Source organism: Pandoraea pneumonica (assembly GCF_049918595.1).
GTDB classification, from domain to species: Bacteria; Pseudomonadota; Gammaproteobacteria; order Burkholderiales; family Burkholderiaceae; genus Pandoraea; species Pandoraea pneumonica_A.
On the sequence record NZ_JBNCRZ010000002.1, the window covers coordinates 705,468 to 719,523 of the forward strand.

Sequence of the window (14,056 nt, forward strand, 5' to 3'; positions counted from 1 at the left end):
CTGCCCCCCATGAACCTAACGTTTCGCCCGACAACACAATCCGATGCCGAAACACTAGTAAGCATCCGTATCGCTGCCATGCGCGAGAGTCTTGAGCGTGTCGGGCGCTTCGATCCACAGCGCGCCCGGGCGCGTTTCTTAGATGGTTTCGACCCGGCGCTATGCCGATTCATTGAAGTCGATGGCGAAGTGACGGGCTTCGTTCTGATTCGCCCACAAGAAGACCACTGGCTGCTGGATCACTTCTATCTCCTGCCGGAACACCAAGGCCGGGGCGTCGGCGCGGCAGTCCTGCGGGCGGTATGCAACGATGCGGACGCCAACCGTATGCCCATTCGGCTAGGTGCGCTGCGTGGCAGCGACGCCAACCGCTTTTATCAACGCCACGGTTTCATGCAGACCCATGAAACCGAGTGGGACATCCATTACATTCGCGAACCCCGTCGAAATTGACCGTTACCTGAGCATTCGACTGGCGGGATAAGACAGGAGGCAATATGTCTGAACACGACACCAAGCTCCAAGGTACCTGGCGGCTGGTTGCTTTCGAAACCGAACTTCAGGATTCAAAGGAACGCAGTCAACCGTGGGGTACAGATCCGAACGGGCACATCATCTTCGGTGCCGATGGGCGAATGATGGTGTTGCTAACCGCAAAGGAACGTGCGCCCGGAAATACCGACGAGCAAATGGCCGCACTTTTCCGCACTGCCATGGCTTATACAGGGCGATACCGGGTAGAGGGCGATCGATTCGTCACAAAAGTCGATGCCTCTTGGCATGAGGCGTGGAACGGCACCGAGCAGGAGCGTTTCTACCAGATCGATGGCGACAAACTCGTCGTCCATACGGCTTGGATGCCGAATCCGTTGGTGCCCGGCAACCCCATCGGACGAGGCGTGCTTACGTTCCGTAGAGCGTAGCGGTTCAAGTAGCGGCTCAGTGCGTCACCGGCCCATTCACCGGCAAACTCAAGACCGCCCGCAGCCCGCCACCGGGCCGGTTCGAGAGCATGAGCGTGCCGTCGTGGGCCTGTGCGATGGTGCGGGCGATGGCGAGTCCGAGGCCGACGCCATCCACACCGTCCGGGTTGTCAGGCCCGAACGAAGCCGCCTGCGCGCCAGAACTCGCCCCGCGACGCCCCACACCAGCACGCACAAACGGTTCAATCGCCGCACCCAACTCCGCCTCCGGAATCCCCGGCCCGCGATCCTCGACCACAATTTCGAGATGCGTCCCTAGCGGGGACAAGTTGGCCGACAGACGGCAACCACCCGCATACCGCACTGCGTTATCAACCAGATTCTGCACACAGCGCCGCAACGTGCGCGGATACCCACGAACCAGCCCCGCGTCCCCAGTCACACTCTGCTCACGCACGCGCACATCGCTACCCGTTTCGCGAGCATCTTCCGCCACGGCTCGCAGTAGCGCATCGACATCGACCTCACGCAATGCTTCTCCACTCGGCACACCGCGCACGTGATCGAGCGACGCGGCGATCATGGCTTCCATCTCCATCAGATCGTGGCGAAAGCGCTCGCGCTGCGTCGGCTCGGCAAGCGTTTCAGCGCGTAATCGCAAACGCGTAAGCGGCGAACGCAAATCGTGCGACACCGCTGCAAGAAACGCCGTGCGTGCCTGCATCGCATCGATGAGGCTGCGCTGCATCGCGTTGAACGTATGCGCCGCACGTTGCACCTCGGCAGGACCCGTCTCGTCGAGCGGCGGGCTGTGAATGTCGCGTCCAAGCCGATCGGCCGCCGCCGATAACCGCGCAAGCGGACGCAACGCAATACGCACCGCTACCACCGCAATCAGCACCACCGCGAGAATGCGCATCAGGTAGATGCGCACGAAGTAATCGGCAAATGCCGCGCCCGGGCGCAGATCGAGTCCGGCTTGTCCTGCCACCACGGCGACCGATAACCACTGACCATCACGAAGCTGCACGTCGGCGGCCAGATGCGCCGTCGGGGCATGCGCCCGCAGCAGCGTCGAGAGCGTCAGCGGCTCGCTGGCATCGTCGTAAAGCACCACCGGGCGCGCGACAAAGGGATGATCGTCACCCAGTTGCGCACGCAGCACGCCATCGAACAGATCATCGGAAAAGTGCTCCATCGCACGGGCGGAGGCAGGCGTGTCGATCGGGTGCACATCGATACCGGCAGCGCGCAACCGTTGCATCAGCGCGGCCCGCTCTGTCACCGGCACCACGTCGAAGAGTTTGACGGCATCGGCAATGCGCGCGCCGCCCGTGCGCACCGGCACTTCGGCCACGCGTCCATAACGCGCATCGAACCAGACCGTGCCCGTCACCAATTGCGTGGCGAGCATACCGACGACGAGAATCAGCGCGAGTCGGCCCGAGAGCGTGCGCGGCCAGCCAAGCCATTTGAAATAGCGACCTGCGCGAGCAAGCGACGCCCGGTCGCGCTTAGCAGTCTCGTGTGGCACGTCAGACACCAGCACTCGTCACATCCGCCGCGAGCATATAGCCCTCGTTGCGCACCGTGCGAATGAGCGGCGACGGCCGCGCCCGCGTATCGAGGTGCGCGCGCAGGCGGCTGATACAGACGTCGATCGCACGGTCGTTGGCGGCGCCATGCCGACCGAAAGCGCAATCGAGAAGAAAGTCGCGCGAGAGCGGACGATGCGGATGCATCACCAGCGCCTGCAACGTGCGGTAGTCGGAGCCGCCCAGCGTAATCACGCGGCCCTCGGGGGAAATCAGTTGACGCGCTAGTGTGTCGAGCCGCCAGCCATCGAAATCGAAGAACGCGGGCTGAGCGCGCTGAGGTGCTGTGCTCGGTGCCGCGTTGAGTGGCGCTTGCCGAACGCTTGCACCGACGTTGCCGACGCCACCCACGCCACCCACGCCGCCACTTTCCACCGTCTGCGCCAACGCTGAACCACTAGCCACACCCCCGGCAGGCAACCGCGGCCCGCGCCGCAGAATCGCTTTCACGCGCGCCAGCAACTCGCGCGGATCGAACGGCTTGGGCAGGTAATCATCGGCGCCGACTTCCAACCCGACGATGCGGTCGAGCAGGGTGCCGCGCGAGGTCAGCATGATGACCGACACGTCGCCACGCGCATGCAACTGACGGCATAGCGACAGGCCGTCTTCCCCCGGCAACATCAAATCCAGCACCACCACGTCGACGCTGGCCTGTGCAAGCTGCGCCCACATCTGTTGACCGTCGGCAGCCGTGAGCACGTCCAGACCCGATTCACGCAGGTAATCGCTGAGCAGATCGCGAATTTGGGGATCGTCGTCGACGACGAGCAGACGGGCGGCAGGGCGCGGGATCGCGCTGGGCGGGAGAGCGGAGGACATCACGGCAACACGACAAAGAATGGCAGTCTACCGGCGCGCGCCATCTTTGCGCTCGCCGCCCACACACCGATACATCTCAATACAAACCAATACATAACGACATCCCGTCAACACGAAGCCAACACACCCCGGCGCTACATTTTAATGGAAATGAGAATTGTTATTAATTCAACGCCGGGTATCACCGATATGTGGAAGTTTTCTTTGGAATTGATGCGCTCGATGCGTGTGGCGTCGATCGCCCTCGTCACAGCGCTGGCCGCGACAGTGATCGCTGCGCCCGCGCAAGCCGGCGAGACCGTGACCGACATGGCGGGGCGGCAGGTCACATTGCCGGACCACGTCAACCGTATTCTGCTTGGCGAGGGGCGTTTGTTGTATGCGGTGGCGCTGCTCGAAGGCAAGCAGCCGCTGGCACGCATTGTCGGCTGGCAGGGGGAATTGCAGTCCCTCGACCCGCAAACGTGGCAGCAATACGAGAAGGTCTTCCCGCAGATCGACACGATTCCGAAGATCGGCCAATCGTCGGAGGCCACGGTGAGTGCCGAAAAGGCGTTGGCGCTCAAACCGGATCTTGCGATCTTCAGCATCGGCGGCCATGGTCCCGGGCGTCACAACGCACTGGTGAAGGAATTCGCCGCGGCAGGCGTGCCGGTGATCTTCGTCGATTTCCGTCAGCAGCCGCTCGAAGACACCGTCCCGAGTTTGCGACTGATGGGCAAGGCGATGCAGCGTGAGTCGCAGGCCGAGGCGTATATCTCCCTCTACCAATCCCATTTGAAAGCCGTGCGCGATGCTGTTGCGACCATTCCTGCCAATGCGCGGCCCAAGGTCTTCGTGCAGATGCTCGCAGGTGTCTGGCCGGGCTGCTGCCACACGGTCGGACGCGGCAATATCGGCGAATTCGTCGACGCCGCCGGTGGCGAGAACATCGCGCGCGATTTGCTGCCGGGTGTCATCGGCGACTTGAACCTCGAACACGTGCTGGCATCGCAACCGGACGTCTATATCGGCACGGGCACTCGCGGTAACGCGAATCAGTTGCGCATTCACGTCGGGGCCGAGACGACGCAAGCCGATGCGCGCGCTTCGCTCGACGCCTTCCTAAAAACGCCGGGCATCGCGTCGATCAAGGCGGTGCGTGAAGGGCGTACGCATGGCCTGTGGCACAACTTCTACGATTCCCCGTACAACATCGTGGCTGTCGAGGCCATGCTGAACTGGTTCTATCCGGGCCGGTTCCCGCAGATCGACGCCAACGCCACGTTCGCCGAGATCCATCAACGCTTTCTCGCCGTGCCTTATCACGGTACCTACTGGGTCGACGGAGACAAGCCGTGAGTCTCGCGGGCGACATGCATAACGTGACCGACGCGTCCCACGCACCCCACGCGGCAACCGCGCCCGCCTCGTCGGCCAAACTGGCCGCCGAAGATGCATTGCAAGCCGGTGTGGCAAGCGGGTATCGCCAGCTCAACCTGCGCCGTGCGTTATGGCTGTTGGCATTGGCCGGGTTGATCGTACTGGCACTGGCGATGGACTTCACGCACGGTCCGTCGGCGCTTGGCTGGCGCGATTTGTGGCGCACGCTGGTCACGCCCGTGCTGGCCAGCCCGGACGCGCAAGTCATCGTCTGGCAAATCCGCTTGCCGTATGCGCTGATGGCCGTGCTCGTCGGCGGCTCGCTTGGACTTGCGGGCGGCGAGATGCAGACCATTCTCGACAATCCGCTCGCCAGCCCGTACACACTGGGCGTGTCGGCAGCGGCCGCGTTCGGTGCAGCGCTCGCCATTGTGCTGAATCTGCATGTGCCGGGCGTGCCCGATAGCTGGGTCGTGCCGGTCAACGCGTTTCTCTTTGCGCTGGCCTCCGCGCTGATTCTCGACGGTGTCGCACGTTGGCGTGGGTTGCCCACCTCCGGCGTGGTGCTCATGGGCATTGCGCTTGTGTTCGTGTTCCACGCGCTGGTCTCGCTGATGCAATTCGTCGCCACGGAAGACGCGTTGCAGGGCCTCGTGTTCTGGACGCTCGGCAGCCTCACGCGCAGCGACTGGACGCAGGTGCGCGTGCTTGCTGCGGTGCTCGCGATCATGGCCGTCGTCGCGTGGCGGCAATCGTGGGCGATGACCGCGTTGCGTCTTGGCGAAGAACGTGCGGCCAGTTTCGGCATCCGCGTCGGACGACTGCGGCTGATGACGCTCCTGCGCGTGTCGCTGCTCTCGGCGCTGACAGTCTCGTTCGTCGGCACCATCGGCTTCGTCGGCTTGGTCGCACCGCATATCGCGCGCGGGCTGTTCGGCGAAGACCATCGCTTCTATCTGCCGGGTTGTTTGATCGTCGGCGCGCTCGTCATGTCGCTCGCCTCGATTGCGTCGAAGACCTTGCTGCCGGGCGTGATTATTCCCGTCGGGATCGTCACAGCGCTGGTGGGCATTCCGTTCTTCCTCGTGATCGTCGTTCGCGCCAGCGGGAGGTCGCTATGAGCGCACCCACGCAATCGCTCGCGCTGTCGGCACGCGATATCGACGTGTCGATCGGCCGCCGTCACATCCTGCACGGTGTGTCGTTGCCCGCGTTGCATGCGGGGTCCGTCACAGCACTGCTCGGTCCCAACGGCTCCGGAAAGTCGACGCTGCTGCGCACGTTGGCCGGACTCGTCGCCGGGCGCGGCGAAGTCACGTTCGGCAACGACGTATTGCATCGCTGCACGGGCCGCGCCCCGGCGCGCGACGTGGTCTATCTGCCGCAGGCGCTGCCCGCAGGCGTCCATCTGCGGGTACTGGAATCGGTCCTCGCGGCGGGGCACGGCGCGCGTCACGCGTCACGCGAATCGACGAGTGCGCTGGCCCCGACGCCCGCCGTCGTCATGACGCTGCTCACGCAACTCGGCGTAGAAGCGCTGGCGATGCGCTTTCTCGACGAACTCTCCGGCGGGCAGCGACAACTCGTGGGGCTGGCGCAAGCACTCATTCGTGCGCCGCGCATCCTGCTGCTCGACGAACCGCTCTCGGCGCTCGACTTGCATCATCAGTTTCAAGTCATGCGTCTGATTGCGCGCGAGACCGCGGCGCGTCAGATGGTCACTGTCGTGGTGATGCACGACTTGTCGATCGCCATGCGCCACGCGCATGCCGCCGTGTTGCTGCGCGAAGGGCGCGTGGTCGCGGCGGGCGGTGTCGACGATGTCGTCACGGCACCGGCCATTGCGCAAGTGTTCGATGTGCAAGCGCGCGTGGAGCGTTGCTCGCGCGGTTTGCCGCAACTGATCGTGGATGACGTCGTGACGTCCGTCTAGACGCTCCGTGACCCCGACGCGGCCCGCCGGTCTCTCGCACCGGCGTGCCCAGCCATAACGCCACGCCGGCCGCGTCGGTCTTTCCTGTCTGTCCAACGATGACCCTTGCGGTCAGAAACCCGCCTGAAGCGCTTGAAACCTCTCAAGCGCCTCTCGCGGGCGGGGACGCTTTTTGTCTTTTCATCTCATAACGCACAACACCAGATGAAGTACCTGAACCCGTCGAATTCCCGTCTGAACACGCGATTGACCTTTGCGGCGGCGCTTGCCGCAACATCGCTTCACGCTGCGGCACAGACCTCGCAAGTGCCGCCGTCTACGCTGCCAGCCACCGTCGGCGGCGTCATGCTTCCCGCCACGTCGGTGACTGCCACCGTCGACGCGCCGTACAAGGCCGAGACCGTTTCGTCGTCCAAGTACACTGCGCCGCTGCGCGATATTCCGCAGAGCATCACTGTGGTGCCGAAAGCGGTACTCGACGAGCAGAACGCGCAGTCGCTGCAAGACATCCTCAAGAACGTGCCGGGCATTACCTTCATGTCGGGCGAAGGCAATCTGGGCTGGGGCGATCTCTTCTCGATTCGCGGTTTCTCGGGCGAGCAGAGCATCACGATCGATGGCGTGCGCGATGCGGGTCTTTCCAGTCGCAACGACACGTTCGATATCGACCGCGTGGAAGTCTACAAGGGCACCGGTTCCGTGGAATCGGGCGTGGCCGCGTTGGGCGGCTCGGTCAATCTCGTCAGCAAAGAGGCGGAGCTGGGCAGCTTCTACCGCTCGTCGTTCGGGCTGGGCAGCGATAGCTACCGGCGCATGACGGCTGACTTGAATCAGCAGTTGGGCGATTCGAGCGCACTGCGCCTGAACCTGATGTCGCATCACAACGGCGTAGCGGGGCGCGACGAGGTCAAGAACGATCGCTACGGTATCGCCGCGTCGCTCGGCCTCGGGTTAGGGACGAGCACGCGCGTGTTCCTCGACGTGTTCCATCAGAAGGACAACAACGTGCCCGATACCGGCTTGCCGATTCAACGCGGTACGGGCGGGCAAGTCATGCCGGGTGTGAAGACCAGCAACTGGTACGGCGCGGCCGGTATCTACACACAACAGACGGAAAGCACGTCGCTGTCGGGCCGCGTCGAGCACGATTTCAACGACACCACGCGTGTGCGTAGCCAGTTGCGCTGGCAGCAGACCGACAACTTCTCGGTGCTTTCGCCCGCGCGATTCTTCGCGGCCAATGCCGACGGCAGCAAGACCTGCACGGGCACGCGCTGTGCGACGCTCGGCTATTCCGGCGTGGGGCCGTTGTCGAGCATCGGCGGTGTGAATGCCTATACCAACTACGGGCTGACGTCGCCGGGCTACGGCATCCTGCGCGGCAGTAACTTCGGCAACTCCACCCGGTATCAAATCCTCGACAACCAGACCGACCTGCGCTTCACGGCGCACACGGGGCCGTTTAAGCACGACGTGGTGACGGGCTTCGAGTTGTATCGCGAGACATATGGCGGCTTGCCGCGCTCGGCGTACGTTCCTGCGGGCGATATGTTCTTCAACATGGCGAATCCGTCCAATGCGTTCGCGGGCACGTGGACGATGGAGGGGACGAATCAGGCGCGCTCGGTGGTCAACGACGCCGCGCTGTTTGCGAGCGACACCATCACGCTGTCGAAACACTGGCAACTGCTGACCTCGCTGCGCTACGACCGTTGGCGTGCCGAGACCACGGCGGCGGGGGGCGGTGCGACGACCTCAAGCACCGACGGCGCGTGGAGCGGACGCGCCGGGTTGGTCTACAAGCCGGTGGAGCCGGGCAGCATCTACGTGTCGTACAGCCGCGCGACGCAGCCGACGGCCATTGGCGCCAGCACGAACAACCTGATCTACGGCACGGCTACCACCAATAACTACACGCCTGCCACCTCGCAGACTTACGAACTCGGTACCAAGTGGGATCTGGCTGGCGGCGCGCTTGGCGTGACCGCAGCGCTCTTCCGCACGGAGTTGAGCAATTCGTGGGAATACACGAGCGACGACACGTCGCCCGTGCGCGCATTGCCCGCCAAGCGTGTCGACGGTATCGAGCTGGGCATGCAGGGCAACATCACCGACAAATGGTCTGTGTTCGCCGGGGTAACGCGCATGTGGAGTCGCATCACCAAGGGCGCCAACGAAGGCGCGCAGGCGGCCAATGTGCCCGACTGGAGCGGGTCGCTGTGGACGTCGTACAAGGTCACGCCGGACCTGTCGCTGAGCTACGGCGTGCAGTACGTGGGCCGCCGCCGCTATACCGACAACGCCTACGTGGGTGGGCAGAACAACAACAGCAGCTACGCGCAGGGGCCGTCGGGTGTGTATGCCATCTACGTGAAGGATGGCGAGAAGGCGCCGAGCTACTGGGTGCATAACCTCGCGGCGCGTTATCGCGTGAACCGACACGTGCACGTGAACGTGAATCTCGACAACGTGTTCAACAAGTTCTATTTCTCGCGCATCGGGGCGTCGCTCGACGGCTTCCAGTTGTATGGCGTGCCGGGGGCAGGGCGCACGGTCACGGTAAGTGCCGATATCGCGTTTTAAGCACGAAGTGATAGCGAGGGCGTCACCGCAGCGCGTGACGCCTTCGCGCGAGACATAGCAGGAGAACCGCAACATGATGATCGAGATTCCCGGTGTGTTCAGCGGCGACGAAGCGCGCCAGTTGTGCCAGCAATTGCAGGCGCAGTCGTGGGTGGACGGCAAGGCGACCGCCGGTATGCAGTCGGCGCAGGCCAAGGAAAATCGCCAACTAGCCGAAGACGACCCGTGGGCACGCCGCATCGGCGAAGAGATACTTCGCCGCTTGAGTCAGGACGCCGTGTTCATGTCGGCCGCCTTGCCGCGCCGCATCTATCCGCCGTTGTTCAATCGCTACGAAGGCGGCGAAGCCTTCGGGTATCACGTCGATAACGCCGTGCGCGGCATCAAGGGCGTGCGTGAGCGGGTGCGCACCGATCTGTCGGCCACGTTGTTCCTGGCAGACCCGGACAGTTACGAAGGCGGCGAACTGGTTGTGCGCGACAGCTTCGGCGAGCGCGCCGTGAAGCTGCCTGCCGGGCACATGGTGCTGTATCCGGGCACCAGCGTGCACAAGGTCAACCCGGTGACGCGGGGTGTTCGGCTGGCGTCGTTCTTCTGGATCGAGAGCCTGATTCGGGACGACGCACAGCGCAGCGTGCTGTTCGATATGGACATCGCCATTCAGCGGCTCACGCAGCAGGGCGCTGACAACGATTCGCTGGTGCAACTGACCGGCAGTTATCACAACCTGTTACGGATGTGGGCCGATGTCTGACGAGGCGGGCGCCAAAACGGGGAGGCAAAAGGCGGCGGGCGCTCCGGTGTAAAGTAGCGGAATGGATTTCCGCTCCGTTCCCCCCTCCCGGCCGACTAAGCCGTTCCGTAACGCCCCGGTGTACTGGCGCTCGTCGCTCGTGCCCGATGGCGATATGGTGACGGCCGAGTACAACGACCATACCTTCGCGCCGCACTGGCACGATGCGTACACGTTCGCGTGCATCGTGGCGGGGGCGGAGCGTTACGACTATCTGGGCGGCGAGCACGTGGCCGACGCCGGGTCGGTCGCCATCATCCATCCGGGGGAATTGCACACCGGCGCACGTGAGACCGACTTCGGCTGGCGCTACCGGGTGTTCTATTTGCCGGTCGGCTTTGTGAAGGGCGTGCAGCAGCAACTGACAAGCCCGCTCGCCGGGTTGGCCTCGCCCGACGAAGCGCTGCCGTGGTTCGGCGAGAACGTCGTGCGCGACCCGCAGGCGATGCATCGGCTACTGGCCGCACACCGACTGCTCGAAGCGCAGGCCGACCCGCTGGCCGCCGAACACGCGCTGGTCGATGCTGTTTCGATGATGCTCGCGCGCCATGCGCAACTTCGTGTCCCCGACATGCCGGTGCATCGCGACGCCATGCGTGTCGAGACGATGAAAGCGCGGCTGTCTGCCGATTTGACGGAACCGCTGACCTTGACCACGTTGGCCGAAGCGGTGGAGCTTTCGCCGTTTCACGCGGCGCGCCTGTTTTCACGCGAGACCGGTCTGGCACCGCATGCGTGGCGGAATCAATTGCGCGTTGCGCGCGCGCTACCGGCGCTGCGTGGCGGGGCTTCGGCGACGGAAGTCGCGCTCGCACAGGGGTTCAACGACCTGTCTCACTTCACCCGCTATTTCCGGCGCACGTTCGGCGTGTCGCCCGGCAAGTGGCGCGAGGGCGACGGCACCTGATCCCGCTAGGCGTTTAGGCGGCCTGCGCGTGAACCCACGACAGGAAATCGTGCAATGGCCGCGACTTGTCGGCATCGCGCGGCACGAGCGTGACGTAGGTCGCCCCCGCGGCCTGAATCTCGGGGAACGGCATGACGAGCCGCCCAGCGGCCAACTCTCGATCCAGCGTCGGCGTGCAGCCAATGCCAATACCCAGTCCGTCGATCACCGCCTGCAAGCTCACGTGATAGTGATCGAACCGGTGAAAGCGCACCGGCCGCACGTCCGGGACTCCCGCCGCAGCCAACCATTCCTCCCACGCACCGACACGGGTCTGTGTGGCAATAAACGTGTGCTTCGCAAGATCCTTCAATCGGCGTAGCGGCGGCTTCTGCAAGAGCGATGGCGACGCCACGACCGTCGCACGCTCAGTGAATAGCGGCGTCTTCTCGTAGGGCTGCCATTCGGCGCCGGGCGGCGGATCACGACGGATGGCCACATCGAAGCCGCCCCGGAATGCAGGATCGGCGCTGCTCGATGTCGTCACGACGATCTGCACGTCGGGGTGCGCCGCATGAAACGCGGGCAGTCGTGCCATCAGCCAGTGCATGGCGAGCGTGGTCTGCGCATTGACGCGAACGGTGCGGGTTTGCGGCGCTTTGCCGAAGCGCAGGGCGGCGTCACCGATGCGATCGAAGGCGGCGCTGATTTCCGCTGCAAAAGCCCGCGCGTGATCGGTGGCGACATTACGTTGCCCCTGCCGCACGAACAACTGCTGACCCAACCAGTCTTCGAGCAGCGCGATCTGGCGGCTCACCGCGCCGTGAGTAATCGACAGTTCCTGCGCCGCGGCGCTCAGACTCGGCGCGCGTGCGGCGGTCTCGAAAACACGCAGGGCATTTAACGGCGGCAATGGGCGACGGGGCATGACGAACTCACAAGATGGGCAGCCATTCGGCAGAACTGTGACTTTTTATCACGGGAATGCTATCAATTTGTCGATGGTGTGACGTTTCATCATGCTTTATCGTTACCGAATCGCGCTGATGGCGCTCAACAAGACACGGGCATGTTCGACGGACTGGTGGCAGGGCACGCGTGGGGGATGGTGATGGTGGCGCTCGTCGGCACCGCGGCGGGCGCGGTCAGCGGCGTGGTGGGCACGGGTTCGTCGATGATGCTATTGCCGGTGCTGGTGTACACCTACGGCCCTAAGCAGGCCGTGCCGATCATGGCCGTAGCGGCCATCGTCGGTAACGTCTCGAAGGTGTTGGCGTGGTGGCGCGAGATCGATTGGCGGGGCGTGTTGGCCTACTCGATCCCCGGGGCGCCAGCGGCAGCACTCGGTGCGCGCACGCTTTGGAGCTTGCCTGCAACGGCCGTCGATATCGCGCTCGGCACCTTCTTCATCGCGATGGTGCCGGTCCGTCATTGGCTGCGACGTCGCCAGTTCAGGCTAGGCGCTTGGCAAATGGCGATTGTCGGCGCCGTCATCGGGTTTCTCACTGGCATCGTGTTGTCCACCGGGCCGCTGAGTGTGCCCGCGTTTGCCGCGTACGGATTGTCGGGTGGTGCGTTCCTCGGCTCGGAAGCCGCCAGTTCGATGCTGATCTACGTGGCGAAAGTGCTCATGTTCTCCGACCTCGGCGCGTTGCCGCCGCAGGCGTGGGCCAACGGCCTGATCGTCGGCATGGCGCTCATGCTCGGCACATTGCTGGGTAAGCGCTTCGTGTTGGGCCTGTCGCCGCAGGTGTTCCAGCGGCTGCTCGACACGATGCTCGTGGTGTCGGGCGGCGTGATGTTGAGCGCCGCATGGCAGTGAGCGTTATCCAGCAACGCCGACGCGCCGTGCAACGATCAAATTGACCACCAACGCCAGCGTCATCGCCGATCCGCCAACGACAAACAGCAACGCATAGTTGCCATGCGTCGCCGCAAACAGGAACGACATGCCGTAAGCGGCCCCGGCTTGCAACGTTGCAAAACTGGTCGTCGCGGTGCTCCATGCGCCCTTTTGCGCGGAAGGATGGTGCGCAAGCAGCTCGTTCACTCGGCCCAATACGAGTGGCACGATGCCCGGCGTGAACGCCCCCATCACCAGACTCGACACGATCAGTCCCGGCAACCCGAGCCCTAGCACTGGCAGCACCACAGCGACGATTTGCGAGACATAGGCGACGCGAAGCGCACGGCCAAACCCGATGCGATCCGCCAGATGACCCGCGAAGATTGGACCGAGAATGGCGCCGAGGCCGTACAGCACCCAGAAGTGCGCCCCGGCATCCACCCCCTTGCCCAGACCGCGTGCCACGTAATCCACCAGAAAAATCATGTGCGGCACAAGCACCACCGCGTTTAGCGCGTATTCGAGATAGAGCGCGCGCAACATGAGCGGGCTGGCCGTGGGGCGATGGGCGTGCGTCGATGAAGCGGCAACCGTGGGGGTACCCGACGGCCATCCACGCCATCCCACGACGGTGAGTGCGAGTGAGACGACGCCCAGCCCGATCCACGTCTGCGACAGCCCTTGGCGCAGCAACAGCGGCACGAGCGTACCCGACGCTGCAATCCCCAATCCGATCCCTGCGAAGATGGCGCCGCTCACAATCCCGCGACGTGACGGCGGCACATGCCCAAGCACCGACGGTGCCGCCAGCACCATCAGTACGCCACCGGCAAAGCCCGATGCGAACCGCCACGAGACGAACCACAGAAACGAGATCGGCCACGCGCACGCGAGAAACGCGATGGCGGCGAGCAGCATCATGGCGCGCAGAATCGTGACGGTCGGCGCGTAGCGTGCCAGCACTCGTGCGCCAAGTGCGCCCGCGAGGTAGCCACCAAGATTGGCGGCACCGAGATAGGCGGCGGTCGATGCCGCGAACCACTGGGCGCCGATGATGGCGGGCAATAACGCGGTATAGGCGAACCGTGCGAAACCGATGCCGATCAGGCTGGCACTGGCGGCGGAAAGCGTGGCACGCCACGCATTGAAAGGCGCGGCCTGTGTGCCGCCAAGTGTTGCGTTTTGCATGAGGACTCCGAGGCGCGCGCCCGATGCCGGAATGGCCCGACGCGCACAAAAGCGATGGAGTCAGTTTAGAAGTCACGCGCACGAGAGAGAACGGCCACGCCCCGGAAGTCATTCTTCCGCGCAGC

Annotated in this window: 13 protein-coding genes; 9 read left to right on the forward strand and 4 right to left on the reverse strand. The window is 64.1% G+C overall.

The window, feature by feature from the left end:
* Positions 1-9: 9 nt before the first annotated feature.
* Entirely contained in the window at positions 10-453 is a 444-nt protein-coding gene (locus ACPWR9_RS09690) for a GNAT family N-acetyltransferase (RefSeq protein ID WP_426297150.1), read from the forward strand.
* A 44-nt stretch (positions 454-497) separates the two neighbouring features.
* The gene (locus tag ACPWR9_RS09695) at positions 498-923 is read left to right on the forward strand and encodes a lipocalin-like domain-containing protein (protein ID WP_426297149.1); all 426 of its coding nucleotides are present in this window, start codon (positions 498-500) and stop codon (positions 921-923) included.
* A gap of 16 nt (positions 924-939) precedes the next feature.
* Here ACPWR9_RS09695 and ACPWR9_RS09700 read toward each other — a convergent pair whose 3' ends face one another.
* Both ACPWR9_RS09700 and ACPWR9_RS09705 read right to left on the reverse strand, forming a co-directional pair.
* Positions 940-2,466 carry an ATP-binding protein gene (locus ACPWR9_RS09700; protein WP_426297148.1) on the reverse strand — a complete coding sequence of 509 codons (1,527 nt, stop codon included), beginning with the start codon at positions 2,464-2,466 and terminating at the stop codon, positions 940-942.
* On the reverse strand, positions 2,459-3,340 hold the full coding sequence (locus ACPWR9_RS09705; protein ID WP_426297147.1) for a response regulator: 882 nt from the start codon (positions 3,338-3,340) through the stop codon (positions 2,459-2,461). Before ACPWR9_RS09705 ends, ACPWR9_RS09700 begins: the two co-directional genes overlap by 8 nt.
* Before the next feature lie 189 nt (positions 3,341-3,529).
* On the opposite strand from ACPWR9_RS09705, the gene ACPWR9_RS09710 reads away from it, so the two are divergent.
* From ACPWR9_RS09710 to ACPWR9_RS09735, 6 genes are all read left to right on the forward strand, one after another.
* Positions 3,530-4,681, forward strand: a complete 1,152-nt coding sequence (locus tag ACPWR9_RS09710) for an ABC transporter substrate-binding protein (protein WP_426297146.1) — start codon at positions 3,530-3,532, stop codon at positions 4,679-4,681.
* A gap of 14 nt (positions 4,682-4,695) precedes the next feature.
* Positions 4,696-5,823 carry a FecCD family ABC transporter permease gene (locus ACPWR9_RS09715; protein ID WP_426297985.1) on the forward strand — a complete coding sequence of 376 codons (1,128 nt, stop codon included), beginning with the start codon at positions 4,696-4,698 and terminating at the stop codon, positions 5,821-5,823.
* Positions 5,820-6,635, forward strand: coding sequence for an ABC transporter ATP-binding protein (locus ACPWR9_RS09720; protein ID WP_426297145.1), 816 nt, complete (start codon positions 5,820-5,822; stop codon positions 6,633-6,635). The genes ACPWR9_RS09715 and ACPWR9_RS09720 overlap by 4 nt, the downstream gene beginning before the upstream one ends.
* A gap of 204 nt (positions 6,636-6,839) precedes the next feature.
* Positions 6,840-9,218 (forward strand): TonB-dependent receptor, encoded by a 2,379-nt coding sequence (locus tag ACPWR9_RS09725; RefSeq protein ID WP_426297144.1) that lies wholly within the window; start codon positions 6,840-6,842, stop codon positions 9,216-9,218.
* Positions 9,219-9,291: 73 nt separating this feature from the next.
* Positions 9,292-9,972, forward strand: a complete 681-nt coding sequence (locus ACPWR9_RS09730; protein ID WP_426297143.1) for a Fe2+-dependent dioxygenase — start codon at positions 9,292-9,294, stop codon at positions 9,970-9,972.
* Positions 9,973-10,033: 61 nt separating this feature from the next.
* On the forward strand, positions 10,034-10,918 hold the full coding sequence (locus ACPWR9_RS09735) for an AraC family transcriptional regulator (protein ID WP_426297142.1): 885 nt from the start codon (positions 10,034-10,036) through the stop codon (positions 10,916-10,918).
* A 13-nt stretch (positions 10,919-10,931) separates the two neighbouring features.
* Here ACPWR9_RS09735 and ACPWR9_RS09740 read toward each other — a convergent pair whose 3' ends face one another.
* On the reverse strand, positions 10,932-11,825 hold the full coding sequence (locus tag ACPWR9_RS09740; RefSeq protein ID WP_426297141.1) for a LysR substrate-binding domain-containing protein: 894 nt from the start codon (positions 11,823-11,825) through the stop codon (positions 10,932-10,934).
* 141 nt (positions 11,826-11,966) lie between these two features.
* On the opposite strand from ACPWR9_RS09740, the gene ACPWR9_RS09745 reads away from it, so the two are divergent.
* A complete protein-coding gene (locus ACPWR9_RS09745; RefSeq protein ID WP_426297140.1) occupies positions 11,967-12,719 on the forward strand; it encodes a sulfite exporter TauE/SafE family protein in 753 nt (250 codons plus the stop codon).
* 3 nt (positions 12,720-12,722) lie between these two features.
* Here the strand turns inward: ACPWR9_RS09745 and ACPWR9_RS09750 are convergent, their stop codons facing one another.
* Complete coding sequence (locus ACPWR9_RS09750; RefSeq protein ID WP_426297139.1) at positions 12,723-13,931, reverse strand: YbfB/YjiJ family MFS transporter; 1,209 nt, start codon at positions 13,929-13,931, stop codon at positions 12,723-12,725.
* Positions 13,932-14,056 lie beyond the last annotated feature (125 nt).